The following is a 25,275-nucleotide window of genomic DNA, read 5'->3' as shown; positions in this document are numbered from 1 at the left end:
ACCTAGGCTGCTTTCGGAATCGGTTGCGACGGAATGGATGCGGCGTCCGTACCTTTCCAGAGCGCCGCGAAGTCGTGGCGATGGCGTATGCCGAGGATGTGCAGCAGGACGAAGCGCGGTACGGGCGGTACGAGATGCACGACGTGATCGCGCGAGGAGTCGTCGAGACCGTCGATCAGCCAGTTCCCTTCCTTGCCGAGCTGCTGCACCCCTTTCGGTTTGATGTTGAACTCGTCGTCCCACGCCCGCCACTGCGCATCGGTGATACTGGTCGAGACCAGCGGCATCATCTCCCGCTCCTCGCGTTCGAGATGGGGTAGTAGCACCTCGGACAGGCGGGACAGTGCTGCACCGAGTGCCTCCCCGGAACCGGGGCGGTCGGCGCGGAAATCCCGGGCGGCGTCCTCGACGGCGGCGATCGCAGGCTCGATGGTGCGGTGGTCGGCGTTCATTCTCTCCACGAGCGGCGCCGCGTCGGGATTGCACTGCACCACGCGCGGATAGAGCCCACGGTCCTCGGACTCGTGGTGATGGTGCAGGAAATCCATCATCCACAACACGTGATCGGCGAGAGCCACTCGGTGAGTCTCCTGCCATGTCTTCGTCGAGGTGGCGACCTCGATGCGGAGGAGGTCGCGGCGGAGGGCGGAATGCACGATTCCCATGATTCGGGTATCGGCAGGTCCGTCGGGATCGGTGATCATGACGACTCCCGTGAATCGACGAGCAACGAGACCTGCGGAGCGCAGGCGGGGATCTGCGAGGACGGTGCGGGGCACCGTGTTCGCACCGTGGAGTTTCCGTCGACGGAGGCTGTTCCCAGTGTCGATCCGGCACGGACCGAGCGCAAGACCGCCCGCTGCTGTCCTACATATGTACGACAGCGACACGCGTTGCCGGAGATATTATTTGTCACAGTAACGGAGCCGGTGATTGTGACCGATCTCTTCCGTAGGTGCCGGGGAGACACAGGAGGAGAGGGCGGACGAATGGGTGCCGGGCGGAGTGTCGGTGGTGTCGTCGGAGCGTGTGTCGTCGCGATGCTGACTGTGGGTACGGCGGCACTGACTGCGGGCGCAGCGGCGGCGCAGCCGCTCCCGTCCGACGACGGACCGATCCTCGGTCTCGGGGAGGGGTCGTACAGCAGCGTGCCCGTCCCGGCGGGACCGGTGGCCACCGGGCACGCCGAAGCGGCCGAATACGCCGAGAACAACCCCGATGTCGCCCCCGCCGGTAGCAACGACTTCGCGTGTGTTCCGTCCGAGGAGCACCCTCGTCCGGTGGTGCTCGCGCACGGCACCGATTCCAACGCCTACTCCGACTTCGCTGCTCTCTCACCGCTGCTCGCCGCGTCAGGCTGGTGCGTGTTCGCCCTGAACTACGGGTTCGCCGACGGTGCCGAGGACTACGGCACGGGCGACATCCGGGTCTCCGCAGCACAGTTCGGTGAGTTCGTCACCGAGGTTCTCGACGCCACCGGTGCGGTGGAGGTCGATGTCGTCGGCTACTCGCAGGGAGCCACCGTGGCCCGCTACTACATCAACGAACTCGGAGGTGCCGAGGTCGTCGACCGGTGGGTCGGGATCGCGTCGCCGAGCTACGGAGGCACCTTCTACGGCATCGGGGCCGCCTTCGCCGCGCTGCCCGGAGCGACCGACATCGTCGAGGGCGAGTTCTCCGTCGCCCTCGTGCAGCAGCTTCAGGGGTCGGAACTGCTCACCGAGCTCAACACACCCACCGACACCGTGCCCGGTGTGCGCTACACGACCATCGGCAGCGAGGTCGACGAGGTCATCCAGCCCGCCGGCAATGTCGCACTCCATGGTGAGGGCGCCGTCAACCACGTGATCCAGGAGCTGTGCCCGCAGGATCTGACCGGTCACTTCAACATGGTCTACGACCCGTTCTCGCTGCAGCTCGCGCGGCACGCGCTCGATCCCGACCGGTACGCGATCGGCGAGTGCACCCCTGTCGCGCTCGGCACCGGCATCCCCGAACTGATCCTCCAGTCCAACACCTGAACGCAGACACCCGAGTTCCGAGACCTGAGCTCCACGCTCTCCGGTGTCGGCCTCCGCGAGGTGACCGCCCGGCGCGGTGATGCAGGTCGCACGACGTCGACTCCCTAGACTGTGAGAGGTCATCGCCGTCGAGAACTGGAGCAGCATCCGTGACATCCCCGCACAGTCCACACGCAGCGCCTCCCACCTCCTGCCCGGCGGTGCTCTGACATGCGCGTGGTCTTCGCGGGAACGCCGGAACCCGCCGTCCCGTCGCTGCTCCGCCTCATCGAGTCGTCGCGCCACGAGGTCGTCGCGGTGGTCACCCGCCCCGACACCACCGCCGGTCGCGGCCGGAAGGTCGTGCGATCCGCTGTGGGGCAGATCGCCGACGAACACGGCATCGAGGTCCTCACGCCGCGCTCGGCGCGCGACCCCGAGTTCGTCGCGCGACTGACCGAACTCGCACCCGACTGCTGCCCCGTGGTGGCCTACGGCGCCCTGATCCCGCAGGACGTCCTGGACATCCCTGTGCACGGATGGGTGAACCTCCACTTCTCGTTGTTGCCCGCCTGGCGCGGCGCGGCGCCCGTGCAGGCGGCGATCGCTGCCGGTGACGAGATCACCGGAGCGAGCACCTTCCGGCTCGAGGCCGGACTCGACACCGGTCCGGTCTACGGCGTCGTCACCGAGACGATCCGTCCCACCGACACTGCCGGCGACCTGCTCGGCCGCCTCGCCGAGGCCGGTGCGACGCTGCTCGAATCCACCCTCGACGGTCTCGAGGACGGCATCCTCACGCCTGCGCCGCAGCCGGCCGACGGTGTCTCACACGCGCCCAAGGTCACCGTCGAGGCAGCCCAGGTGCAGTGGACCCTCCCCGCACACGTCGTCGACCGGCGAATTCGCGCCGTCACCCCCGCTCCGGGTGCGTGGACGATGATCGGCGACCTGCGCGTGAAGATCGGTCCCGTGACGGTGACCGACGAGACCCTCGAGCCCGGTGAGCTCGACATCCGCAAGGACGGCGTGCTCGTCGGTACCGCTACCACTGCCGTCCGGCTCGGGACGGTGCAACCGCCCGGGAAGAAGGCGATGGCAGCCACGGACTGGGCGCGCGGCGCCCGTCTCGACCCGAAGGTGCGTGCGCGATGAGCGAATCCGGCAGGCCCCCGCGGGGCAAGCGCAATCCCGGAGGACGGAACCCCGCAGGTCGCGGTGGACGCAACGGCGGAGGGAAGCCGAACCGCAATCCGGCGTCCGAACACGCCCGCCGACCGTCGAAGCCACCCGCCGACCCCGCACGCGTCGCCGCGCGGGACGTACTGCGCGCCGTGCGCGAACGGGACGCCTACGCCAACCTCGTTCTCCCATCGCTGCTCCGGGAGCGGCATCTCGACGCGCGCGACGCTGCCCTGGCCACCGAGCTCACCTACGGTGCGGCCCGCGCCCGAGGCCTGCTGGACGCCGTGATCGCCGACGCCGCGAACCGTCCCGTCGACGAGATCGACGGCGCGTTGCTCGACGTACTGCGTCTGGGTGCCTACCAGTTGCTGCGCACGCGCGTCGCCCCGCACGCCGCCGTCGCCACGAGCGTCGACCTCGTCCGGGCCGAATTCGAATCGGGCCGAGCAGGTTTCGTCAACGCGGTGCTTCGTCGTGTGGGTGAGCGTTCGGAGGAGGAGTGGATCACGCTGCTCGCCCCCGATCCGGACCGCGACCCGGTGGGTCACCTGGCCTTCCGGTACGCCCACCCTCTGTGGATCGCGCAGGCGTTCGCCCACGCGCTCGGATCGGACGCCTCCGAACTCGCCGACGTCCTCGCCGCCGACGACGCGCGCCCGATCGTCCACCTCGTCGCTCGCCCGGGGGTCATCACCGCGGAGGAACTCGCGCTCGTCACCGGAGGTGAGATCGGACCGTGGTCGCCCTATGCGGTGCACCTCGAGCACGGTGATCCCGGCCGCCTCGAACCCGTCCGGGAGGGTATGGCCGCGGTCCAGGACGAAGGTAGTCAGCTCGTCGCACGTGCCCTCACCCTCGCGCCCCTCGTCGGCGAGGATCGGGGCCGCTGGCTCGATCTGTGCGCGGGACCGGGTGGAAAGGCGGCACTGCTCGGCGCCATCGCCGCGATCGACGGGTTCGCCGTGGACGCGGTCGAACCGGTCGAACATCGCGCGGAGCTGGTCCGCAAGACCGCCCGCGACCTGCCGGTGACCGTGCACGTCGCCGACGGTCGCGAGCCCGGACTCGAACCGGGCTACGACCGGATCCTCGTGGACGCGCCCTGCACGGGACTCGGCGCGTTGCGTCGGCGTCCCGAGGCGCGGTGGCGCAGGCAACCCGGCGACGTCGCCGAACTGGTGCGATTGCAGAAGGAACTGCTCGCATCGGCGATCGGACTGCTGCGTCCCGGTGGTGTGGTGCTCTATTCGACGTGTTCGCCGCACGTCTCGGAGACGGTCGCCGTCGTGTCCGACGCGGTGCGCCGCCACGGTGTCGAACAGCTCGACACGCGCGAACTCGTCCCCGGCGTGCCGCAGATCGGGGAGGGGCCCGGAGTCCAGCTCTGGCCGCACCGCCACGGCACCGACGCCATGTTCATGGCTGCGCTGCGTAAACCCGAGCGCTGACCGCGCTGCGCTGATCGCGACGGCCGGACACGGATCGTCGTGTCCGGCGTCGGGAAGATGAAAGTCTTCTCATCCGGTCTTCACGATCGATTCACTCCGGTGCAGGATGCTGTTCCCCATGCCGGTGATGAAACGCATGCTCGTGATCGCAGCGCTGCTGCTGATCCCGGCGGCCCTCGCGTGGGGGAGCCAGGTCCTGACACGACCGGCGGGCTCGCCCGAGATCGGTGACGCATCGGTCACCGTCTCCGTCGTGCCGACCACGACCGAGTCCGCGGCGCCGTCCCCCGGGGTCGAAGCCTCCGAGGTACGACCCGAACCCGAGCCGGAGTCGGCGCCCGCACCGTCGGTCCCCGACACGCAGACACCCCCGCCCGCCGTGGTTCCGGCCCCGGTTCCCGATCCGGGTTGGTCCGACGTCGCACGCCAGCCCCTGCCGACCCCTCAGGTCGACTGGGACGACGACTGGGACGACGACGACTTGGGCGACGACGACTGGGACGACGACGGCGACAGCGGGGACGACGACTGGGACGACGATGACGACTGAGTCGGGGAAACAGGCCGGCACGCAGCGCACCGGTCACCTCCGCATCCCTCACCCCGGTCGCGGATCCGCGCTCCCTGCCCGATGGCGCATCCTCAGCTGGATCCTGCTGACCACGGCCGTCGCGCTCGTCGCCGTCGTCGTCACCGCGCGAGTGCTGCTCCTCAACCACGTCGACCGCGACGCGAACGCCGACATCACCCAGGAGATCGACGAATTCCGGGCGTTCGCCGCCGAAGGCGTCGACCCCACCACGACGTTCCCGTTCACCTCCGTGGAGCGGATGCTCGAGGTCTATCTCAACCGCCAGCACACCTCGGAGGGCGAGGTGATCGTCGGCGTCGTCGACGGTTCGTTGCTCTTCGACCGCCGTATCGCGGTGGACCGGCCCGACCTGCCGGCGAACCTCACCGAGGACGGTGTGCTGTTCGAGCGCATCCTCAACGCCCCCACAGGCTCGGGCGTCCACGAGGTGGACGGTGGACAGATGCGCTGGGCCCGCGCCGACGTCACCTCCGGAGACGACCGGGGCGCGCTGATCGTCGCCGTGTTCACCGCCGAGCAACGCGCGAAGGTCGCCGACACCGCCCGCACCATCGGGCTGGTCGCGATCGGCGGCCTCGGTCTCACGGCGATCATCGGCTGGCTGGTCGCAGGGCAGATCCTCGCCCCGATCCGCCAGGTGCGCGAGGTGGCCGCCGCCATCGGCGAGAAGGATCTGACGAGTCGGGTGCCCGTGCACGGACGCGACGACATCGCCGCCCTGGCCCAGACTTTCAACTCGATGCTCGACCGCCTCGAACAGGCCTACACCACGCAGCAGCAGTTCGTCGACGACGCCGGCCACGAACTGCGGACACCGATCACCGTGATCCGCGGGCACCTCGAACTCATGGATCTCGGTCACGCCGACGACGCGACACGCGAGGAGACGATCCGGCTCGTCGAGGACGAACTCGACCGGATGGCGCGGATCGTCACCGACCTGCTCGTCCTCGCCAAGGCCGAACGCCCCGACTTCGTGCAGCGACGACCGGTCGACGTCACCGACCTCATGCTCGACGTCGAGGCCAAGGCGCAGATGCTCGGCACCCGCGACTGGCAGCTCATGGAGATCGCCGAGGGCACGGCCGACATCGACGCCCAACGCGTCACCCAGGCCGTGCTGCAGTACGCGACCAATGCCGTCACCCACACCCGACCCGGGGACGTCATCCAGCTCGGATCCGCCTTCGTCGAACACGACGGTATCGAGCACCTCCGGATCTGGGTCCGGGACACCGGACCCGGGGTCGCACCGGACGACGCGGCACGCATCTTCGAACGCTTCCGCCGCGGACGCACCGTCCCCGGCGACCGGCACGGACCCGCCGCCGAACGAGGCGGGGCGGGTCTCGGACTCGCCATCGTCCGCGCCATCGCCGACGCGCACCACGGCTCGGCCTGGGTCGAGAGCACGGTCGGACACGGCGCGACGTTCGGCATCGACCTCCCCGTACGAGACCCCGCAGGCACCACCGGCACGACCGACACGACCTGCACGGCCGGTTCCCCCGGTACAGCCGAGACTCGAAGGACCGCATCACAGTGAGCAGAATCCTCATCGCCGAAGACGACACCCGCATCACCGCCTTTCTCGAGAAGGGGCTGCGCGCAGCGGGATACACCACCACCGACGCCACCGACGGCGAGACCGCACTGATGCTCGCTCGCAGCGGCGCTTTCGACCTGGTGATCCTCGACATCGGGTTGCCCCGCATGGACGGCTTCACCGTCCTCGAGAGGCTGCGCGGTGAAGGTGTGCGGACCCCGGTGATCGTGCTGACCGCGCGGGACAGCGTCACCGATACCGTCGCGGGACTCGAAGGCGGTGCCAACGACTATGTGAGCAAACCGTTCCAGTTCGCCGAACTGCTCGCCCGCATCCGGTTGCGCATCGGCGACAGCAGCTCGGCGGCCGATCCGGCAGCGGTGATCCGCGACGGCGACATGGCTCTGGACCTGCGGGCTCGACGCGCCGAGATCGCCGGGGAGAGCGTCGATCTCACCAGCCGCGAGTTCGCCCTGTTCGAAGTGTTCCTGCGTCACCGCGGGCAGGTGCTCTCCCGCGAACAGATCCTCGGGCACGTGTGGGGATACGACTTCGATCCCGCGTCCAATGTCGTCGACGTCTACGTGCGCGCGCTGCGCAACAAGATCGGGGGAGACCGGGTCGAGACGATCCGCGGCGCGGGGTACCGGTTGCGATGACCTTCCACGCCACCGTTCCGCCGAGCGTCGTTGCGCCGCAGCCGCGCCCGCCGCGCAGACACGCGATCCCGGCGCCCGGCCGGATCGTCGCGGTCGGGATTCTCGCCGGCACCGTCGGTCTCCTCGTGTATCTCACGCGCACCGACCCAGACCTGACGACTCCGGCCGCCGTCACCATGATCGTGTTCGCCGTGGCCGTCTGGCTGTGGGTGTTCACGAAAATCGACGACACCTATGTGGCGCTCGGCGCTGCCGCGGCCCTCACGGTCGTCGGTGTCATCGACGCGGAGGCACTGTTCGCGACCCTCGGCGACGACGTCGTGTGGCTCCTGTTGTCCGCCTTCGTGATCGCCTCCGGTGTGGCGTCGTCGGGTCTGGCGACGCGGGGCGCGGCCTTCCTGGTGACGGGGGCGCGCAGCCCGCGGGCGCTCGTGCACCTGGTGACGGCGGCACTGATCGTCACCGCTTTCGCGGTGCCGTCGACCTCCGGTCGCGCCGCACTGGTGCTCCCGGTGTTCGTGGCGCTCGCGACGGTCCTCGCCGACCGGCCACGACTGGTGCGGGCACTCGCGTTGCTCTTCCCCACGGTGATCCTGCTGTCGGCGGTGGCGTCGCTGCTCGGCGCCGGTGCGCACCTGATCACCTCGCAGATCCTCGTCACCGCGACCGGCACCGGATTCGACTTCGCGACCTGGATGATCCTCGGCCTGCCGCTGGCGATCGTCTCGTCGCACGCCGCCGCCGAGCTGGTGCTGCTGCTGTTCACCTCCGCCGACGATCGGCGCGGACGCCTCACCGTCACCGCCGCCGACATCGGCGCGCAGACCGACACCCCGGTCTCCGGGCCGCTCTCCGTCGCCGAATCCCGCGCCGCCCTTCTTCTGGTCGTGGTGATGGTGCTGTGGTGCACCGAACCCGTCCACGGCATCCACCCGGCGGTGGTGGCGCTGCTCGGTGCGCTCGTCGCGACCTCTCCGCGGTACGGTTCCGTGCGCCTCGCGCCCGCACTGAAGACCGTGCCGTGGCCCCTGCTGCTGTTCATGGCGGCGACGCTGTCGATCGGTACCGCGCTGACGACGAGCGGCGCGGCGGACTGGCTCGCATCGACGGCCTTCGGCCCGCTCACCTCGCGCGGAGAGGGTGCCGGACCACTGTTCGTGATCGTCGTGGTCGTGATCTCCACCGCGGCCCACCTGGTCATCCAGTCGCGCTCGGCCCGCTCCGCCGTTCTCGTTCCCGTCGTGGTGGCACTCGCCCCGAGCGTCGGTGTCGATCCGCTCGCCGCGGCCTTCGTCTCGACGGCCGCCGCAGGCTTCTGCCACACCCTGCCGTCGTCGGCCAAGCCCGTGACGCTGTTCGCGGACGTGCCCGGCACCCCCACCTACTCGACCTCGGATCTGCTGCGCCTGGCGGCGTGGCTCGGTCCGCTCCTCGCCACGCTGGTCCTGCTGTTCGCGTGGTTCGTCTGGCCGCTGCTCGGCCTGTCGCTGTTCGTCTGATCCCTGTTCCGTCCCCAGTTGTCCCGTTCCACGATCGGAGTCGTCATGGCGTTGAAGGTTCCTCATCGCGTGCTCGTCGCGCCCAGCGGTTTCAAGGAGAGTCTCGACGCGCCAGGCGTCGCTGCCGCGATCGGTGCGGGAGTCCGCCGGGCGCTACCGTGCGCCGCCGTCGACCTCGTGCCCGTTCCCGACGGTGGGGAGGGCACCGCCGAGATCCTCGCCGAGGCCACCGGCGGCTCGCTCGTCCCGGTCACCGTGACCGGTCCCGTCGGCGAGCCGGTGCGGGCGAGCTGGGCGCGTCTCGGCGGTGCCACCCGCGGGACGGCGGTCGTCGAGATGGCCTCGGCTGCCGGCCTTCGGCTCGTGCCCGCCGATCGCCGTGATCCCGGTGCCACCACCACCCGCGGGGTCGGTGAACTCATTGCCGCGGCACTCGACGACGGCATCCGCCGCATCGTGATCGGCTGCGGCGACTCGGGCACCAGTGACGGCGGAGCCGGGGCCCTGCGAGCACTCGGCGCCCGGATCCTCGACGCCGACGGCGACGAACTACCCGACGGCGGACGGCACCTCGCGCGCGCCGCGCATCTCGATCTCGACGGTCTGCACCCGGCGCTCGCCGACACCGAGATCGTGCTGGCCTGCAACGTCCACAACGTCCTGTGCGGTCCGACCGGCGTGGCTCGGGTCTTCGGCCCGCAGAAGGGTGCGACACCCGCGCAGGTCGAGGAGCTGTCCGCTGCTCTGGAGCGCTGGGCGAAGGTGCTCGAGCGGGACGGGCGGGCACACGGGCTGGATGTGCGGTTCGGGGCGGGCACCGGCGCCTCCGGCGGCCTCGGTGCCGGTCTGGCCGCGGGCATCGGCGCCCGGATCGCCTCCCGGTTCGACGTGCTGCTCGACAGTGGCCTGTCGGGTATCGATCTCGACTCCCTGATCGCGCGTGCCGACCTGATCATCACCGCCGAGGGCAGCATCGACTTCCAGACCCCGCGCGGCAAGGTACCTGCGGAGGTCGCCCGCCGCGCCCAGCGTGCGGGCGTTCCGGTGCTCGCCATCGCCGGATCGCTCGGCGAGGGGGCGCGCGATGTCCACGAGGTCGGGATCGGCGCGATCGCGTCGATCATCCCCGTCCCGATGCGCCTCGAGGACGCCGTCGCCAACGGTCACGACCTGCTCGTCGACGCCGCGGCGCGGTCCATGCGTCTGCTGATGCTCGGCTCCGCCGTGGCGAGTCGCAGCAAGGGCCGGGCGAAGAAGCGCAAGCACCGAGCGCCGGCGGCGTGACCAGAAGTTCCGCGCGCCGGCGGGTGGGTCCGAATAGGGTTCCGGTCATGCCCGAGATCGTCACCCTGACCATGAACCCGGCACTCGACGTCACGACCTTCACCGACGCGGTGGTGCCCACACGCAAGCTCCGCTGCGACGAGCCGTTCTACGACGCCGGCGGGGGAGGAGTGAACGTCGCGAAGGTCGCGCGTGTACTCGGTGCCTCGGCCGCCGCCGTCTATCCGGCCGGTGGTGCGCGGGGTGAACAGATGAGCGGTCTGCTCGACGACGACGATGTCGAGGAGCACATCGTCCCCATCGCCGGGTCCACCCGCGAGTGCTTCACGGCGATCGACCGCCGCAGCGGTCAGGAATACCGTTTCGTCACACCCGGTCCCGAGCTGACGGACGAGGAGCAGGAACGCTGCCTCGCAACACTCGAGAAGGTCGCCGAAGGCGCGAAGTACGTGGTGGCGAGCGGCAGCTTCCCGCCCGGTGTACCCGGCACCTTCGTCCGGCGCATCGCCGCGGCGGCGCACGAGGCCGGCGCGCGATTCGTCCTCGACTCGTCGGGCGATGCGCTGACCAGCATCGATTCGGGTGTCTACCTCGTCAAACCGAGCCTGGACGAGTTGTGCGAGTGGACCGGGCGGGAGTTGGCCACCGACGACGAGCAGATCACGGCCGCGCGCGAACTCGTCACCTCCGGTGTCACGGAGATCGTGGTCGTCTCGCTCGGCGCCGACGGGGCGATCATGGTGACCGCCGACGAGGCCGTGCGGGTGCCGGCCCTGGCGGCCAAGGTGCGCAGCGCTGTCGGAGCCGGCGACAGCATGGTCGCCGGACTCGTCGTCGGACTGCTGCAGGAACGATCGTTGCGGGACGCGCTCGCCCTCGGGATCGCCTGCGGCACAGCGGCCCTGCTCACCGCCGGAAGCCACGTCTGCCGCCGCGAGGACATCGATCGTTTCGACGCCCTCGCCCGCGGGGTCTGACGACCCGCCGTTCACACCGCGCGGGACCGTGGATCCCGCAGGGTGTGAACGGCTTCGGTGAGTGTCGAGTGGATGTACCCGAGCTCCGGACTCGCAACGTCCGACCGGTTCGCTGACTCGTCCGTCGCTGCGTCGTCCGTCCACGCGGATGTGTCGGCGCCGGGATCGTGCCGCTGGATCCATCAGAGATTGCCGGACGGATCCGAGAACCGGGCGACGACATCGCCGAAGAAAGCCGTCGGCCGTGTGACGATCTCCGCGCCGTGTTGCGTGGCACGTTCGAGGACGGCGACGAGGAAGTCGACGAGTTCGGCTGCGCGGTCGGAGATCAGGAAGGTGTCGACGGTGTCCGATCCGTCCGGTCGGGGAGGGAGGGATTCGCGGTGATGGAGAGCGGTCACGATGATCCTTTCGATCGGGTGACTGCCACAGCCTTCCGGGCATAACGGCCACGTGATGGCACCAATGCGCCCGAGAGCGGACATTCCCGGCGGGTTCGGCTGCGGACCGCCGGTCCGACGCAGGTCCGACCCGGTGGAGGGCGCCGACTAGACTCGTCGGTTGTGGCCCACCCGATGATCGCTCCGTCCATCCTGTCCGCGGATTTCGCTCGTCTCGCCGACGAGGCGCAGGCCGTCGCCGGTGCCGACTGGCTCCACGTCGACGTCATGGACGCCCATTTCGTTCCGAACCTGACGCTCGGTCTCCCGGTCGTCGAGTCGCTGCTGAAGGCGACCGACATCCCGCTCGACTGTCACCTCATGATCGAGAATCCCGGCCGATGGGCACCGCCCTACGCCGAGGCCGGTGCCCACAACGTCACCTTCCACGCCGAGGCGACCGACGACCCGGTCGCCGTGGCCCGCGACATCCGCGCGGCCGGCGGCAAGGCCGGGCTGTCCGTCAAGCCCGGCACCCCCATCGAGCCCTATCTCGAGATCCTGAAGGAATTCGACACGTTGCTCGTGATGAGCGTCGAGCCGGGCTTCGGTGGTCAGTCCTTCATCCCGGACGTCCTCGACAAGGCCCGCCAGGTGCGCCGCCTCGTCGACTCGGGTGAACTGCGTCTGCTCGTCGAGATCGACGGCGGCATCAACACCGACACCATCGAAGCCGCCGCGGAAGCCGGTGTGGACTGCTTCGTTGCCGGGTCCGCCGTCTACGGCGCCGCCGATCCCGGTGAGGCGGTCCGCAAGCTGCGGGCGCAGGCCGGGGCCGCGTCCCCGCACCTGACGCTCGCGCCGTGACCGCACCCGAGGTCGCCGAAGCCCTCCAGTTCGCGCTCGATGCCTCGGAGGCCGTACGGGGTACGACCAGCCCCAACCCGCCTGTCGGCGCGGTGATCCTCGACGCGGACGGCGCGGTGGCAGGTGTCGGGGCCACCGCACCACCCGGAGGTCCGCACGCGGAGGTCCGGGCACTCGAGGCAGCGGGCGAACGCGCGCGCGGCGGCACCGCCGTCGTCACCCTCGAACCGTGCAACCACACCGGCCGCACCGGCCCGTGCGCGCAGGCCCTCATCGAGGCGGGGATCGCGACGGTGTACTACTCCGTCGCCGACCCGAATCCCGTCGCCGGGGGAGGCGCCGACACCCTCCGCGCCGCGGGCATCACCGTGCATCCCGGTCTCGGTGCCGAGGCCGTCGCCCGCGGCCCGCTGCGGGCATGGTTGCACCGGCAGCGCACCGGCCGGCCGCACGTGACGTGGAAGTACGCCGCGTCGATGGACGGTCGCAGCGCGGCGGCAGACGGCACGAGCAAGTGGATCTCCGGTCCCGAATCGCGTGCGCGCGTGCACGACCAGCGGAGCCGGCTCGACGCGATCATCGTCGGAACCGGCACCGTCCTCGCCGACGACCCGTGGCTGACCGCCCGTCTGCCCGACGGTGAACTCGCGCCGCACCAGCCGCTGCGGGTTGTCGTCGGTATGCGTGAGATTCCCACCTCTGCAAGGGTTCTCGACGACGCGGCGCCGACGCTGGTGCTGCGCACCCACGACATCGGGGAGGTGCTCGACGCGCTCGGCGATCGACCCGACGTGCTGCTCGAGGGCGGCCCCCGGCTCGCGGGCGCGTTCCTCGCAGCGGGCTGCGTCGACCGCATCCAGGCATATCTGGCGCCCGTCGTGCTCGGAGCCGGTGAGGCCGCCGTCGAGGACACCGGCGTGGGCACGATCTCCGACGCGTTACGGTTCCGCCGGGAACGGGTCGAGACCGTCGGCTCGGACATTCTGTTGACACTCGTCCCGGACCGGGACAACTGAATCGGACCCGGTCGCGGATCGGGAGCTAAGGAGCGGAACATGTTCACCGGCATCGTCGAGGAACTCGGTGAGATCGTCGCGAAGGAGGACCTCGCCGACGCGGCACGCTTCACCGTGCGCGGACCGCTGGTCACCTCCGACGCCAAGCACGGCGATTCGATCGCGGTCAACGGGGTGTGCCTGACGGTCGTCGACGTGCTCGACGGTGGGTCCTTCACCGCCGATGTGATGCAGGAGACGCTGAACCGGTCGTCGCTCGGACAGCTCACCCTCGGCAGCTCCGTCAACCTCGAACGCGCCGCCGCACTGAACAGCCGCCTCGGCGGCCACCTCGTGCAGGGTCACGTCGACGCCACCGGCGCCGTCGTCTCCCGCACACCCTCGGAGAACTGGACCGTGGTGCGTATCTCGCTCCCGGCCGAAATCTCCCGCTACGTCGTCGAAAAGGGCTCGATCACCGTCGACGGTGTCTCGCTGACGGTCTCGGGTCTCGGAGGGGAACGCGGACAGGAGTGGTTCGAGATCTCGCTCATCCCGACCACCCTGTCGCTGACGACACTCGGCACCGCCGAGCCGGGCACCCTCGTCAACCTCGAGGTCGACGTGATCGCCAAGTACGTGGAGCGCCTGCAGAACGCGCGCTGACGCGTCGTACTGTGGAGATCGACAGTGGACGCGGAGCACGAGTCGTCCGGATACGAGAGTTGGAGTCCAGGGAAGTGACGAGGTTCGACACCATCGAGCGCGCGGTCGCCGACATCGCCGCCGGTAAGGCGGTCGTCGTGGTCGACGACGAAGACCGTGAAAACGAGGGCGACCTCATCTTCGCCGCGGAGAAGGCAACGCCGGAACTCGTGGCGTTCATGGTCCGCTACACATCCGGGTACCTGTGCGTACCCTTGGACGGCGAGGACTGCGACCGTCTCGGTCTGCCTCCCATGTACAGCGTCAACCAGGACAAGCACGGCACCGCCTACACGGTCACCGTCGACGCGAAGGAAGGCATCGGCACGGGTATCTCCGCGTCCGACCGCGCCGCCACCATGCGGCTGCTCGCCGACCCGAACTCCACCGCCCAGGACTTCACGCGTCCCGGTCACGTGGTGCCGCTGCGCGCCAAGGAGGGTGGCGTCCTGCGCCGGCCCGGACACACCGAAGCCGCCGTCGACCTCGCGCGCATGGCCGACCTGCGCCCGGCCGGCGTCATCTGCGAGATCGTCTCGCAGAAGGACGAAGGCGAGATGGCCCGCACCGACGAACTGCGCGTCTTCGCCGACGAGCACGAACTCGCCCTGATCTCGATCGCGGATCTCATCGCGTGGCGCCGCAAGCACGAGAAGCACGTCGTGCGCGTCGCCGAGGCCCGCATCCCCACCCGGCACGGCGACTTCACGGCCGTCGGCTACCAGAGCGTCTACGACGAGGTCGAACACGTCGCGCTCGTCCGCGGCGACATCGCCGGCCCGGACGGCGACGGCGCCGACGTGCTCGTGCGCGTGCACTCCGAATGCCTGACCGGCGACGTCTTCGGGTCGCTGCGCTGCGACTGCGGTCCGCAGCTCGACGCCGCCCTCGAGATGGTGGCCGAGGAAGGCCGCGGCGTCGTGCTCTATATGCGCGGCCACGAGGGACGCGGCATCGGCCTGATGCACAAGCTGCAGGCCTACCAGCTGCAGGACTCCGGTTCCGACACCGTCGACGCCAACCTGCAGCTCGGCCTTCCCGCCGACGCCCGCGACTACGGCATCGGCGCTCAGATCCTCGTCGACCTCGGTATCTCGTCGATGCGGCTGCTGACCAACAACCCGGCCAAGCGCGTCGGTCTCGACGGCTACGGCCTGCAGATCACCGAGCGTGTCCCGATGCCGTTGCGTGCGAACCGCGAGAACATCTCGTACCTGCGCACCAAGCGTGATCGTATGGGCCACGACCTGATCGGTCTCGACGAGTTCGACGAGGGAGACGCCTGATGAGCGGCGAAGGCCTGCCCGACCTGCAGCTCGCCGACGCCGCGGGGCTGAGCCTCGCGATCGTCGCCGGTCGCTGGCACACCGAGATCTCCGACGCCCTCATCGCCGGCGCACAGCGTGTCGCCGAGCAGGCGGGTATCACCGAGGTCACCCTCGAGCGGGTCGCCGGAGCGATCGAACTTCCCGTCGTCGCGCAGCAGCTCGCCCGCACCCACGACGCGGTCGTCGCGCTCGGCGTGGTGATCCGCGGCGGCACGCCGCACTTCGAGTACGTGTGCGACGCCGTGACCTACGGGCTCACCCGGATCGCGCTCGACGAGGGCACCCCGGTGGGCAACGGTGTCCTCACCACCGACACCGAACAGCAGGCCCGCGACCGCGCCGGTCTGCCCGGCTCCGCGGAGGACAAGGGTGGCCAGGCCTGCGCGGCCGCGCTCGACACCGCCGTGACACTGCGGCGGCTGCGGAAGGCGGCGCGTTGACCCGCGACGAGACCGGCTGGGATCTCGAGGTACGCCCGGAGAAGATGCGGCGCTGGGTCGTCGTGGCGGCGGTCGTCGTCATGGCCGTCCACATCTTCGCGGCGCTCGTGCTCCGCGGGGGCGGCGACACCGGCGTGAACCTGCGGGTCGTCGACCAGATCGCGATCCTCGCCATCGGCGTCGTGCTCACCGGAGGCGTCCTGCTGTTCACCCGGCCGCGGCTGCGGGCGGGTGCCGACGGCGTCTCCGTCCGCAACGTGGTCGCCGAACGACACATCCCGTGGACCGACGTGCGCGGGCTGTTCTTCGACCACGGCGCACCCTGGGCCCGCCTCGAGCTGCCGTTCGACGAGTACGTGCCCGTCGTCGCCATCCAGGCGCGCGACGGGGAACGCGCCGTGGACGCGCTCGAGCGTTTCCGCGAACTGGAGTCCCACTACACCGGCGGCGCCGTCAGTGACGACAACGACGGCGGAGCCGTCAGACGCAATGACGACGGCGGAGCCGTCAGACGCAATGACGACGGCGGAGCCGTCAGGGGCGACGACTAGCCTGGACCTGTGCCCGACCCCTCGACATATCGCCCAGCCCCCGGTTCCATTCCCACGGAGCCGGGGGTCTACAAGTTCCGCGACCCGCACGGCCGGGTCGTCTACGTCGGCAAGGCGAAGAACCTCCGGTCCCGCCTGAACTCGTATTTCGCCGACATCGCCTCGCTGCATCCGCGCACCCGTCAGATGGTGACCACCGCGGGCCGGGTCGAGTGGACGGTGGTGCGCACCGAGGTCGAGGCACTCCAGCTCGAGTACAACTGGATCAAGGAGTTCGACCCCCGGTTCAACGTCCGCTACCGCGACGACAAGACGTACCCGATGCTCGCGGTCACGTTGAACGAGGAATATCCCCGCCTGTTCGTCTATCGCGGGCCGCGCCGCAAGGGCGTGCGCTATTTCGGTCCCTACTCGCACGCCTGGGCGATCCGAGAGACCCTCGACCTGCTGCTGCGGGTGTTCCCGTCGCGCACGTGCTCGGCCGGGGTCTTCAAGCGGCACGCGCAGATCGGCCGCCCGTGCCTGCTCGGCTACATCGACAAGTGCTCCGCGCCGTGCGTCGGACGCGTCTCCGCCGACGAACACCGCCGCATCGTCGAGGACTTCTGCGACTTCCTCGCCGGTCGCACCGACAAACTCGTCCGCGATGTCGAGAAGCGGATGCAGGCCGCCGCGGAGGAGCTCGACTTCGAGACCGCAGCCCGACTGCGTGACGATCTCGGGGCGCTGCGCAAGGCCCTCGAGAAGCAGGCCGTCGTGCTCGGCGACGGCACCGACGCCGACCTCGTGGCGTTCGCCGGCGACGACCTCGAGGTGGCCGTCCAGGTCTTCCACGTGCGCGGCGGTCGCGTGCGCGGTCAACGCGGCTGGGTCGTCGAGAAGTCCGGCGACGTGCTCGACCGTCCCGAGGACCGCGACGTCGAAGGCGTCGAGGCCGCCGAGGGGACCGACGACGTCGAAGAACTCTCCCTGCTCGTCGAACAGTTCCTCACCCAGTTCTACGGCGAGGAGGCCGCACTCGGCACCGATGACGCGGACGCCACCAGCGCCGTGCCGCGCGAGGTGCTCGTCCCCGCGCTGCCGCCCGACCCGGACGAGATGAGCCGCTGGCTCGGGCGTCTGCGCGGCGGTCCCGTGCGTCTGCGCATCCCGCAGCGCGGCGACAAGAAGGCACTGGCCGACACGGTCGAGCGCAACGCCAAGGAAGCGCTCGCCCAGCACAAGCTGCGGCGCGCGGGCGACTTCAATGCCCGATCGGCGGCATTGCAGGGCATCCAGGACGTCCTCGACCTCGATTCGGCGCCGCTGCGCATCGAATGCGTCGACATCAGCCACGTGCAGGGCACCGACGTCGTCGCATCGCTGGTCGTCTTCGAGGACGGACTGCCCCGCAAGTCCGACTACCGGCACTACGCCATCAAGCACGCCGCGGGTGACGGGCACTCCAACGACGTCGCCTCGATCGCCGAGGTCACCCGCCGGCGTTTCCTCCGCCACAACCGCGACCTCGCCCGACAGGCCGATCCGGACGGATCCGCTCCGGAGGGAGGCGACGGCGGGGACCTCGCGCCCGAGGCGGCACTGGACCCGGCGACGGGCCGTCCGCGCCGGTTCGCCTACCCGCCGAACCTGTTCGTCGTCGACGGTGGTGCGCCGCAGGTCGCGGCCGCGGCCGAGGTCCTCGACGAACTCGGCATCACGGATGTCGCGGTCGTCGGGCTCGCCAAGCGTCTCGAGGAGGTGTGGGTGCCGGGGGAGGAGGATCCGGTGATCCTTCCGCGCACGAGTGAGTCGCTGTTCCTGCTGCAACGCATCCGCGACGAGGCGCACCGTTTCGCGATCACCTACCACCGCAGCAAGCGGTCCAAACGCATGACCGCCTCCGCTCTCGACGGGGTCCGTGGTCTCGGCGACACCCGGCGCAAGGCACTCGTCACCCACTTCGGGTCGGTCGCGCGGCTACGCGAGGCGAGCGTCGAGGAGATCACCGCGGTGCCCGGGATCGGGCAAGCCACGGCGCAGGCCGTCCTCGAGGCGCTGCGGGGCGACGCACCGGCTTCGGCCGAGTCGCCGCAGGACACCGACGCCCCGACCGTCGCGGACGCGAGTAATCCGGCTGCGGCACCTGCGGGCGACCCGACTGCCGCGGATGCGGGCGACACGCCGGTAGGCGATGATGGCTCAGTCGGCGTGTCGGGAGTACGAGCGGAGTCGGAACAGTGACCGAAGTGGGTCGGATCCCGGGGATGGCGGACGGTTCGGAACAGGGTGTCGACGGGGAACGGCCGGCGCAGGCCGAGGTCATCGTCGTCACCGGCCTGTCCGGAGCCGGACTGAGTACGGCGGCGACCGCCCTCGAGGATCTCGGGTGGTACGTCGCGGAGAACCTCCCGCCCCAGTTGGTGCTGTCGATGATCGATCTCGCGGTGCAGGCCGAACCTCCGCTGCAACGCCTCGCCGTGGTGATGGACGTGCGCAGCCGGTTGTTCACCGGCGACCTCGAACGCGTGGTCACCGATCTGGCGGCCCGCCCGGTCAACACCCGGGTGCTCTTCCTCGAAGCCGCCGACTCGGTGCTCGTCCGGCGGTTCGAGCAGGTGCGCCGCAGCCATCCGCTGCAGTCCGACACGGCCGACCGCACGCTCACCGACGGCATCGCCGTCGAACGCGAGCAGCTCGCTCCCGTCAAGGCCGCGGCCGACCTCGTCATCGACACGTCCGCGCTGTCCGGGCCCGATCTGCGTCGCAAGATCGATGCGGCCTTCGGCGACGCCGCATCCGACACCATCCGGGTGACCGTGGAGTCGTTCGGCTTCAAGTACGGCCTGCCCATGGACTCCGACGTCGTGTGCGACGTGCGGTTCCTGCCGAACCCCCACTGGATCGCCGAACTGCGTCCGCACACCGGGCAGGACGCGGCGGTGCGCGACTATGTACTCTCCCGCGACGGTGCCGAGGACTATCTCGCCACCTATCACCGGCTGCTCGATCTGACGACTGCCGGTTACCGTCGGGAGGGGAAGCGCTACATGACGATTGCAGTGGGCTGCACCGGAGGGAAACACCGGAGCGTGGCGATGGCCGAGGCCCTCGCCGCACGCCTCGAGCAGGCACCGGATCTGACGGTGAACGTGGTGCACCGGGATCTGGGGCGCGAGTGAACGCCGAGACTCCGAACTCCGACAGCGCTCCGGACTCCGACAGCGCTCCGGACTCCGACAGCGCTCCGAACCCCGGGGCAGCGCCCGGACCTGCGATCACCGCTCTCGGCGGCGGACACGGTCTGTACGCGACGCTCAGTGCCGTCCGGCGCCTCACCGACCGGGTCACCGCCGTCGTGACCGTCGCCGACGACGGAGGTTCCTCGGGACGGCTGCGCGCCGAACTCGGTGTCGTCCCACCCGGCGACCTGCGCATGGCCCTCGCCGCACTCGCCGGCCGCGACGACGAGGTCCGGGTGTGGACCGAGACCGTCCAACACCGCTTCGGCGGCACAGGTGCACTCGCCGGGCACTCCGTCGGCAACCTGATCCTCGCCGGGCTCGCCGAGGTGGCGGGCGACACCGTCACTGCTCTCGACATGCTCGCTCGCGTCCTCGACGTACGCGGTCGGGTACTGCCCATGTCGCCGATCCCCCTCGACATCGAAGCCGACGTCTCGGGACTCGAATCCGACCCGCGGGTGAGCCGCTGCATCCGGGGACAGGTCGCGGTGGCGACCACCCCGGGCAAGGTGCGCCGGGTCCGCCTGATCCCCGCCGATCCGCCGGCCTGTCCGTCGGCGCTCGACGCGGTGTGCGAGGCCGATCTCGTGGTGCTCGGCCCGGGATCCTGGTTCTCGAGCGTCATCCCGCACGTGCTCGTCCCGGACCTGCACGAGGCGCTGGTCCACACGACGGCGCTCAAGGTCCTCGTGCTCAACCTTGCGGCGGAACCGGGGGAGACGGCAGGCTTCTCCGCGGAACGTCACCTGCACGTTCTCGCCCAGCACGCCCCCGATTTCCGTGTCGACCACGTCGTCGTGGATGCTGCCTCGGTACCGGAAGGACGCGAGCGCGAGCACCTGAGCCGGTCCGCGGCCCGATTCGGAGCGGACGTCTCGTTCGTCGACGTCGCCGAGACCGGTACGCATCGACACGACCCCGCCAAGTTGGCGGGGGCACTGGAAACATGTCTGTCCTCGCGCGGTGGAGTCCGTGCCACACGCGGGGGCGGGAGGGAGAGCGTCTCGTGGCAATGACAGCGGAGGTCAAGGACGAGCTGAGCAGGTTGTCGGTCACCAGGATCAGCAACCGCAAGGCCGAGGTGTCCGCCCTCCTGCGCTTCGCCGGGGGATTGCACATCGTCGCCGGACGAGTGGTCGTCGAGGCCGAGGTCGACCTCGGATCGATCGCACGTCGCCTCCGCCGCGAGATCTTCGAGCTCTACAGCTATCCCGCCGAGATCCAGGTGCTCGGCGCGGGTGGGCTGCGCAAGAGCTCGCGGTACATCGTCCGCGTCGGCAAGGACGGTGAGGCGCTGGCCCGCCGCACCGGCCTGCTCGACGGTCGCGGACGACCCGTGCGCGGACTGCCCGCACAGGTGGTCGGCGGCAGTGTCTCCGACTCCGCCGCGGCGTGGCGCGGGGCGTTCCTCGCCCATGGTTCGCTCACCGAACCGGGCCGTTCCTCGGCGCTCGAGGTGAGCTGCCCCGGCCCGGAGGCCGCCCTCGCGCTCGTCGGCGCCGCCCGCCGGCTCGGCGTCACCGCCAAGGCGCGTGAGGTGCGCGGCGCCGACCGCGTGGTGATCCGCGACGGCGAGGCCATCGGCGCGCTGCTCACCCACATGGGCGCGCAGGACACCCGGCTGGTCTGGGAGGAGCGCCGCATGCGCCGAGAGGTGCGGGCGACCGCGAACCGTCTCGCCAACTTCGACGACGCCAATCTGCGCCGGTCCGCACGCGCCGCCGTGGCAGCGGCTGCGCGGGTCGAGCGGGCGCTGGCGATCCTGGGCGCCGACGTGCCCGACCACCTCGCCGCCGCCGGCGCGCTGCGCGTGCAGCACCGACAGGCGTCGCTCGAGGAGCTCGGCCAGCTCGCCGATCCGCCCATGACCAAGGACGCCGTCGCAGGACGGATCCGCCGCCTGCTGTCGATGGCGGATCGTCGCGCGAAGGAACTCGGGATCCCCGATACGGAATCGGCCGTCACCGCTGAGTTGCTGGACGAGGCATAGCGGGGCAGGCTTGCAAGGGAGTTCGCGCCACGACCGGGCGGCTCCCCACAGTACGACCGAACCCCACTAGGGTGAAGGGCACACGAGCACGACCATCGGAATACTGGACAAAGGAGCTTCATTGTGACTGTCCGCGTAGGCGTGAACGGATTCGGACGCATCGGGCGCAACTTCTTCCGGGCGGTCGAGGCGCAGAAGGCACTCGGCACCACCGACATCGAGATCGTTGCCGTCAACGACCTCACCGACAACGACACCCTCGCGACGCTCCTGAAGTACGACTCGATCCTGGGGCGCCTCGACAAGGACGTGCATGTCGAGGGCGACGACATCGTCGTCGGCGACCGGAAGATCAAGGCCCTCTCGATCAAGGAAGGCCCCTCCGCTCTTCCGTGGGGCGACCTCGGTGTCGACGTCGTCGTCGAGTCCACCGGCATCTTCACCAACGCCGCGAAGGCGAAGGGGCACATCGATGCCGGCGCCAAGAAGGTCATCATCTCGGCGCCCGCCACCGACGAGGACATCACCATCGTCATGGGCGTCAACCACGACAAGTACGACGGCACGCAGAACATCATCTCCAACGCCTCGTGCACCACGAACTGCCTCGGCCCCCTCGCCAAGGTGCTGAACGACGAGTTCGGCATCGAGAAGGGCCTGATGACCACGATCCACGCCTACACCCAGGACCAGAACCTGCAGGATGGACCGCACAAGGATCTGCGTCGCGCCCGCGCCGCTGCCCTGAACATCGTCCCCACCGGCACAGGCGCCGCCAAGGCCATCGGCCTCGTGCTCCCCGAGCTGCGCGGCAAGCTCGACGGCTACGCGCTGCGCGTCCCGGTCCCGACCGGCTCGGTCACCGACCTCACCGCGACCCTCACCAAGAAGGCCACCGCCGACGAGGTCAACGCCGCACTGAAGGCTGCTGCGGAGGGTCCGCTGAAGGGCATCCTGAAGTACAACACCGATCCGATCGTCTCCTCGGACATCGTCACCGACCCGCACTCGTCGATCTTCGACGCGCCTCTGACCAAGGTCATCGACGAGCAGGTCAAGGTCGTCTCGTGGTACGACAACGAGTGGGGCTACTCGAATCGTCTTGCCGACCTCGTCGGTCTCGTCGGCAAGTCTCTCTGAAACTCGTAGAACAGGACATTTGAACAGTGGCAGTTCAGACCCTCGAGGATCTGCTCGACGCAGGTGTGGAGGGTCGGGGCGTACTCGTGCGCTCCGACCTCAACGTCCCGCTCGACGGCGACACGATCACCGACGCCGGCCGCATCCTCGCGTCCGCGCCCACCATCCGCACGCTCGCGGAGGCCGGGGCCAAGGTCGTCGTGACCGCGCATCTCGGCCGCCCCAAGGGCGAGCCGGATCCGAAGTACTCGCTCGCGCCCGTCGCAGCGAAGCTCGGTGAGGTGCTCGGCCGCAACGTCCAGCTCGCCTCCGACGTCGTCGGCCAGGATGCGCTGGCGCGTTCCGAAGGGCTGACCGACGGCGACATCCTCCTGCTCGAGAACGTCCGCTTCGACGCTCGCGAGACCAGCAAGGACGATGCCGAGCGGCTCGCCTTCGCCCGTGAGCTCGTCGAGCTCGTCGGCGACGACGGCGCATTCGTCTCCGACGGCTTCGGTGTCGTGCACCGCAAGCAGGCGTCGGTCTACGACGTCGCGACGCTGCTCCCGCACTACGCGGGTGGTCTCGTCGCGGCCGAGGTCGACGTGCTCGCCAAGCTCACCACCGACACCGAGCGTCCGTACGCCGTGGTGCTCGGCGGCTCGAAGGTCTCCGACAAGCTCGGGGTCATCGAAGCGCTCGCACCCAAGGTCGACACGCTCGTCATCGGTGGCGGCATGTGCTTCACCTTCCTTGCGGCACAGGGCTACTCGGTCGGCACGTCGCTGCTCGAGGAGTCGATGATCGACACCTGCAAGCAGCTGCTCGAACGCTTCGGCGACGTCATCCACATCCCGCAGGACGTGGTGGTGGCCGACAAGTTCGCGGCCGACGCCCAGTCGCAGACCGTCGCGGCCGACTCCATCCCCGACGGATGGATGGGCCTCGACATCGGACCGGAATCCGTGCAGCGCTTCGCCTCGCTCCTCGGCTCGGCGAAGACGGTGTTCTGGAACGGCCCGATGGGCGTGTTCGAGTTCGAGAACTTCGCGGCCGGCACGAAGGGTGTCGCGGAAGCGATCATCGAGGCCACCGGCAAGGGCGCGTTCAGCGTCGTCGGCGGCGGCGACTCCGCTGCGGCCGTGCGGTCGCTCGGACTCGGTGAGGACCGTTTCTCGCACATCTCCACCGGTGGTGGCGCCTCCCTCGAGTACCTCGAGGGCAAGGAACTGCCCGGCATCGCAGTTCTGGAGGGCTGACGGTCATGGCACGGACACCGCTCATCGCGGGCAACTGGAAGATGAACCTCAACCACCTCGAGGCCATCGCCCTGGTGCAGAAGATCGCGTTCACCCTTCCCGAGAAGTACCTCGAGAAGGTGGACGTGACGGTCATCCCGCCGTTCACCGACATCCGCTCGGTGCAGACCCTCGTCGAGGGCGACAAGCTCGGCATCACCTACGGAGCCCAGGACATCTCGGTCCACGACTCCGGCGCCTACACCGGTGAGATCTCCGGCGCGATGCTCGCGAAGCTCGGCTGCACCTACGTGGTCGTCGGGCACTCCGAGCGTCGCACCCTGCACGGCGAGACCGACGAGATCGTCCGCGACAAGACCAAGGCCGCTCTGCGGCACGGTCTCACTCCGATCGTGTGCATCGGCGAAGGACTCGACGTCCGCGAAGCCGGCAACCACGTCGAGTACAACGTCGAGCAGTTGAAGAACTCGCTCGCCGGCCTGTCCGCCGACGAGATCGCGAAGATCGTCGTCGCGTACGAGCCGGTCTGGGCCATCGGCACGGGCAAGGTTGCCTCGGCGGCCGACGCACAGGAGGTGTGCGCCGCGGTGCGCAACACCCTCGCCGAACTGGCCTCGCCCGAGGTCGCGGCATCGGTCCGCGTCCTGTACGGCGGGTCGGTCAACGCCAAGAACGTCGGTGAGCTCATCGCTCAGACCGACATCGACGGCGGCCTCGTGGGAGGCGCCTCCCTCAAGGCCGACGAATTCGCTCAGCTGTCGGCGATCGCCGCAGGCGGCCCGCTCCTCTAGAGCGACCGGCATCAGGTGGGGTGCAGGATCGACGAGACCCTGCACCCCACCCGCGTTTCGCCTCAGCGCAGTGTTGCCGTCTCGACCCGCGTAGCCACGACGACCGTCCCCGGCACACCCGCAGCATCCCCATATGGCGAGCGGGTAAGCTGACGCCGACGTCGCCCACCATCCGAAGGACATCGAACACCGACATGGAACTGTTCCTGGACATCCTCCTGATCGTCACGAGCCTGTTGCTCATCCTGCTGGTGCTGCTGCACCGCGGTAAGGGCGGTGGTCTGTCCAGCCTGTTCGGTGGTGGAGTCCAGTCCAATCTCTCGGGCTCGACGGTGGCGGAGAAGAACCTCGACCGTCTCACCGTCTTCACCGGCATCATCTGGGTGATCTCGATCCTCGGCATCGGACTGCAGATCAAGTTCAGCTGATCCCCGCA

General features: G+C 69.6%; 25 protein-coding genes. 23 read left to right on the top strand and 2 right to left on the bottom strand.

Annotated features, from left to right (window positions below; translation table 11 throughout):
- Nucleotides 1–2: 2 nt before the first annotated feature.
- Nucleotides 3–779, bottom strand: coding sequence for a hemerythrin domain-containing protein (locus ACWPOC_RS13600; protein WP_455408831.1), 777 nt, complete (start codon nt 777–779; stop codon nt 3–5).
- A 210-nt stretch (nt 780–989) separates the two neighbouring features.
- Between ACWPOC_RS13600 and ACWPOC_RS13595 the strand changes: the two genes are divergently transcribed.
- From ACWPOC_RS13595 to ACWPOC_RS13555, 9 genes are all read left to right on the top strand, one after another.
- Nucleotides 990–2,021 (top strand): esterase/lipase family protein, encoded by a 1,032-nt coding sequence (locus ACWPOC_RS13595; protein WP_120282424.1) that lies wholly within the window; start codon nt 990–992, stop codon nt 2,019–2,021.
- 210 nt (nt 2,022–2,231) lie between these two features.
- Complete coding sequence (fmt, locus tag ACWPOC_RS13590; RefSeq protein ID WP_120282425.1) at nt 2,232–3,155, top strand: methionyl-tRNA formyltransferase; 924 nt, start codon at nt 2,232–2,234, stop codon at nt 3,153–3,155.
- A complete protein-coding gene (locus tag ACWPOC_RS13585; protein ID WP_120282426.1) occupies nt 3,152–4,633 on the top strand; it encodes an RsmB/NOP family class I SAM-dependent RNA methyltransferase in 1,482 nt (493 codons plus the stop codon). The genes fmt and ACWPOC_RS13585 overlap by 4 nt, the downstream gene beginning before the upstream one ends.
- A 118-nt stretch (nt 4,634–4,751) precedes the next feature.
- Nucleotides 4,752–5,183, top strand: coding sequence for a hypothetical protein (locus ACWPOC_RS13580; protein ID WP_254072898.1), 432 nt, complete (start codon nt 4,752–4,754; stop codon nt 5,181–5,183).
- On the top strand, nt 5,173–6,771 hold the full coding sequence (locus tag ACWPOC_RS13575; RefSeq protein ID WP_230787202.1) for a sensor histidine kinase: 1,599 nt from the start codon (nt 5,173–5,175) through the stop codon (nt 6,769–6,771). The genes ACWPOC_RS13580 and ACWPOC_RS13575 overlap by 11 nt, the downstream gene beginning before the upstream one ends.
- A complete protein-coding gene (locus ACWPOC_RS13570) occupies nt 6,768–7,430 on the top strand; it encodes a response regulator transcription factor (protein WP_060653230.1) in 663 nt (220 codons plus the stop codon). Before ACWPOC_RS13575 ends, ACWPOC_RS13570 begins: the two co-directional genes overlap by 4 nt.
- Nucleotides 7,427–8,929 carry an SLC13 family permease gene (locus tag ACWPOC_RS13565; RefSeq protein WP_455408830.1) on the top strand — a complete coding sequence of 501 codons (1,503 nt, stop codon included), beginning with the start codon at nt 7,427–7,429 and terminating at the stop codon, nt 8,927–8,929. The genes ACWPOC_RS13570 and ACWPOC_RS13565 overlap by 4 nt, the downstream gene beginning before the upstream one ends.
- 45 nt (nt 8,930–8,974) lie before the next feature.
- A complete protein-coding gene (locus tag ACWPOC_RS13560) occupies nt 8,975–10,213 on the top strand; it encodes a glycerate kinase family protein (RefSeq protein ID WP_455408904.1) in 1,239 nt (412 codons plus the stop codon).
- Nucleotides 10,214–10,260: 47 nt separating this feature from the next.
- Entirely contained in the window at nt 10,261–11,190 is a 930-nt protein-coding gene (locus ACWPOC_RS13555; RefSeq protein ID WP_159418453.1) for a 1-phosphofructokinase family hexose kinase, read from the top strand.
- Between the two features lie 182 nt (nt 11,191–11,372).
- On the opposite strand, the gene ACWPOC_RS13550 is transcribed toward ACWPOC_RS13555, so the two are convergent.
- A complete protein-coding gene (locus tag ACWPOC_RS13550; RefSeq protein WP_455408829.1) occupies nt 11,373–11,591 on the bottom strand; it encodes a VOC family protein in 219 nt (72 codons plus the stop codon).
- A 162-nt stretch (nt 11,592–11,753) separates the two neighbouring features.
- Here ACWPOC_RS13550 and rpe point away from each other — a divergent pair, with 162 nt between their 5' ends.
- The 14 genes from rpe (at nt 11,754) to secG (ending at nt 25,267) form a co-directional block, all read left to right on the top strand.
- On the top strand, nt 11,754–12,437 hold the full coding sequence (gene rpe / locus ACWPOC_RS13545) for a ribulose-phosphate 3-epimerase (RefSeq protein WP_060653315.1): 684 nt from the start codon (nt 11,754–11,756) through the stop codon (nt 12,435–12,437).
- Nucleotides 12,434–13,453 (top strand): bifunctional diaminohydroxyphosphoribosylaminopyrimidine deaminase/5-amino-6-(5-phosphoribosylamino)uracil reductase RibD, encoded by a 1,020-nt coding sequence (gene ribD, locus ACWPOC_RS13540; protein WP_120282433.1) that lies wholly within the window; start codon nt 12,434–12,436, stop codon nt 13,451–13,453. The genes rpe and ribD overlap by 4 nt, the downstream gene beginning before the upstream one ends.
- A gap of 39 nt (nt 13,454–13,492) precedes the next feature.
- Entirely contained in the window at nt 13,493–14,098 is a 606-nt protein-coding gene (locus ACWPOC_RS13535; RefSeq protein WP_059381377.1) for a riboflavin synthase, read from the top strand.
- 74 nt (nt 14,099–14,172) lie between these two features.
- Nucleotides 14,173–15,423 carry a bifunctional 3,4-dihydroxy-2-butanone-4-phosphate synthase/GTP cyclohydrolase II gene (locus tag ACWPOC_RS13530; RefSeq protein WP_120282434.1) on the top strand — a complete coding sequence of 417 codons (1,251 nt, stop codon included), beginning with the start codon at nt 14,173–14,175 and terminating at the stop codon, nt 15,421–15,423.
- Nucleotides 15,423–15,905: a 6,7-dimethyl-8-ribityllumazine synthase gene (ribH, locus tag ACWPOC_RS13525; protein ID WP_120282435.1), complete on the top strand. Its 483-nt coding sequence runs from the start codon at nt 15,423–15,425 to the stop codon at nt 15,903–15,905. Before ACWPOC_RS13530 ends, ribH begins: the two co-directional genes overlap by 1 nt.
- Entirely contained in the window at nt 15,902–16,456 is a 555-nt protein-coding gene (locus ACWPOC_RS13520) for a PH domain-containing protein (RefSeq protein WP_455408828.1), read from the top strand. Before ribH ends, ACWPOC_RS13520 begins: the two co-directional genes overlap by 4 nt.
- A gap of 9 nt (nt 16,457–16,465) precedes the next feature.
- Nucleotides 16,466–18,679: an excinuclease ABC subunit UvrC gene (gene uvrC / locus ACWPOC_RS13515; protein WP_455408827.1), complete on the top strand. Its 2,214-nt coding sequence runs from the start codon at nt 16,466–16,468 to the stop codon at nt 18,677–18,679.
- A gap of 23 nt (nt 18,680–18,702) precedes the next feature.
- Entirely contained in the window at nt 18,703–19,617 is a 915-nt protein-coding gene (gene rapZ, locus ACWPOC_RS13510) for an RNase adapter RapZ (RefSeq protein WP_106199890.1), read from the top strand.
- On the top strand, nt 19,614–20,696 hold the full coding sequence (locus ACWPOC_RS13505; protein WP_120282438.1) for a uridine diphosphate-N-acetylglucosamine-binding protein YvcK: 1,083 nt from the start codon (nt 19,614–19,616) through the stop codon (nt 20,694–20,696). Before rapZ ends, ACWPOC_RS13505 begins: the two co-directional genes overlap by 4 nt.
- A complete protein-coding gene (gene whiA, locus ACWPOC_RS13500; RefSeq protein WP_006551475.1) occupies nt 20,687–21,670 on the top strand; it encodes a DNA-binding protein WhiA in 984 nt (327 codons plus the stop codon). The genes ACWPOC_RS13505 and whiA overlap by 10 nt, the downstream gene beginning before the upstream one ends.
- Nucleotides 21,671–21,793: 123 nt before the next feature.
- Nucleotides 21,794–22,810, top strand: coding sequence for a type I glyceraldehyde-3-phosphate dehydrogenase (gene gap, locus ACWPOC_RS13495; protein ID WP_120282439.1), 1,017 nt, complete (start codon nt 21,794–21,796; stop codon nt 22,808–22,810).
- A 26-nt stretch (nt 22,811–22,836) separates the two neighbouring features.
- Nucleotides 22,837–24,048: a phosphoglycerate kinase gene (locus tag ACWPOC_RS13490; RefSeq protein WP_120282440.1), complete on the top strand. Its 1,212-nt coding sequence runs from the start codon at nt 22,837–22,839 to the stop codon at nt 24,046–24,048.
- A gap of 5 nt (nt 24,049–24,053) precedes the next feature.
- Nucleotides 24,054–24,839, top strand: coding sequence for a triose-phosphate isomerase (gene tpiA, locus ACWPOC_RS13485; protein WP_120282441.1), 786 nt, complete (start codon nt 24,054–24,056; stop codon nt 24,837–24,839).
- Between the two features lie 194 nt (nt 24,840–25,033).
- Nucleotides 25,034–25,267, top strand: coding sequence for a preprotein translocase subunit SecG (gene secG / locus ACWPOC_RS13480; protein ID WP_006551479.1), 234 nt, complete (start codon nt 25,034–25,036; stop codon nt 25,265–25,267).
- The last annotated feature ends 8 nt before the right edge of the window (nt 25,268–25,275 follow it).

The organism is Rhodococcus sp. 5G237, assembly GCF_053764735.1.
This window is presented reverse-complemented; position numbering and strand designations above follow the sequence as displayed.

Bases quoted from the DNA above. Each gene is read 5' to 3' on its own strand.
- ACWPOC_RS13595 (WP_120282424.1), top strand. From the start codon at position 990: ATGGGTGCCGGGCGGAGTGTCGGTGGTGTCGTCGGAGCGTGTGTCGTC.
- fmt (WP_120282425.1), top strand. From the start codon at position 2,232: ATGCGCGTGGTCTTCGCGGGAACGCCGGAACCCGCCGTCCCGTCGCTG.
- ACWPOC_RS13585 (WP_120282426.1), top strand. From the start codon at position 3,152: ATGAGCGAATCCGGCAGGCCCCCGCGGGGCAAGCGCAATCCCGGAGGA.
- ACWPOC_RS13580 (WP_254072898.1), top strand. From the start codon at position 4,752: ATGCCGGTGATGAAACGCATGCTCGTGATCGCAGCGCTGCTGCTGATC.
- ACWPOC_RS13575 (WP_230787202.1), top strand. From the start codon at position 5,173: ATGACGACTGAGTCGGGGAAACAGGCCGGCACGCAGCGCACCGGTCAC.
- ACWPOC_RS13565 (WP_455408830.1), top strand. From the start codon at position 7,427: ATGACCTTCCACGCCACCGTTCCGCCGAGCGTCGTTGCGCCGCAGCCG.
- ACWPOC_RS13560 (WP_455408904.1), top strand. From the start codon at position 8,975: ATGGCGTTGAAGGTTCCTCATCGCGTGCTCGTCGCGCCCAGCGGTTTC.
- ACWPOC_RS13555 (WP_159418453.1), top strand. From the start codon at position 10,261: ATGCCCGAGATCGTCACCCTGACCATGAACCCGGCACTCGACGTCACG.
- ACWPOC_RS13535 (WP_059381377.1), top strand. From the start codon at position 13,493: ATGTTCACCGGCATCGTCGAGGAACTCGGTGAGATCGTCGCGAAGGAG.
- ribH (WP_120282435.1), top strand. From the start codon at position 15,423: ATGAGCGGCGAAGGCCTGCCCGACCTGCAGCTCGCCGACGCCGCGGGG.
- rapZ (WP_106199890.1), top strand. From the start codon at position 18,703: ATGGCGGACGGTTCGGAACAGGGTGTCGACGGGGAACGGCCGGCGCAG.
- tpiA (WP_120282441.1), top strand. From the start codon at position 24,054: ATGGCACGGACACCGCTCATCGCGGGCAACTGGAAGATGAACCTCAAC.
- secG (WP_006551479.1), top strand. From the start codon at position 25,034: ATGGAACTGTTCCTGGACATCCTCCTGATCGTCACGAGCCTGTTGCTC.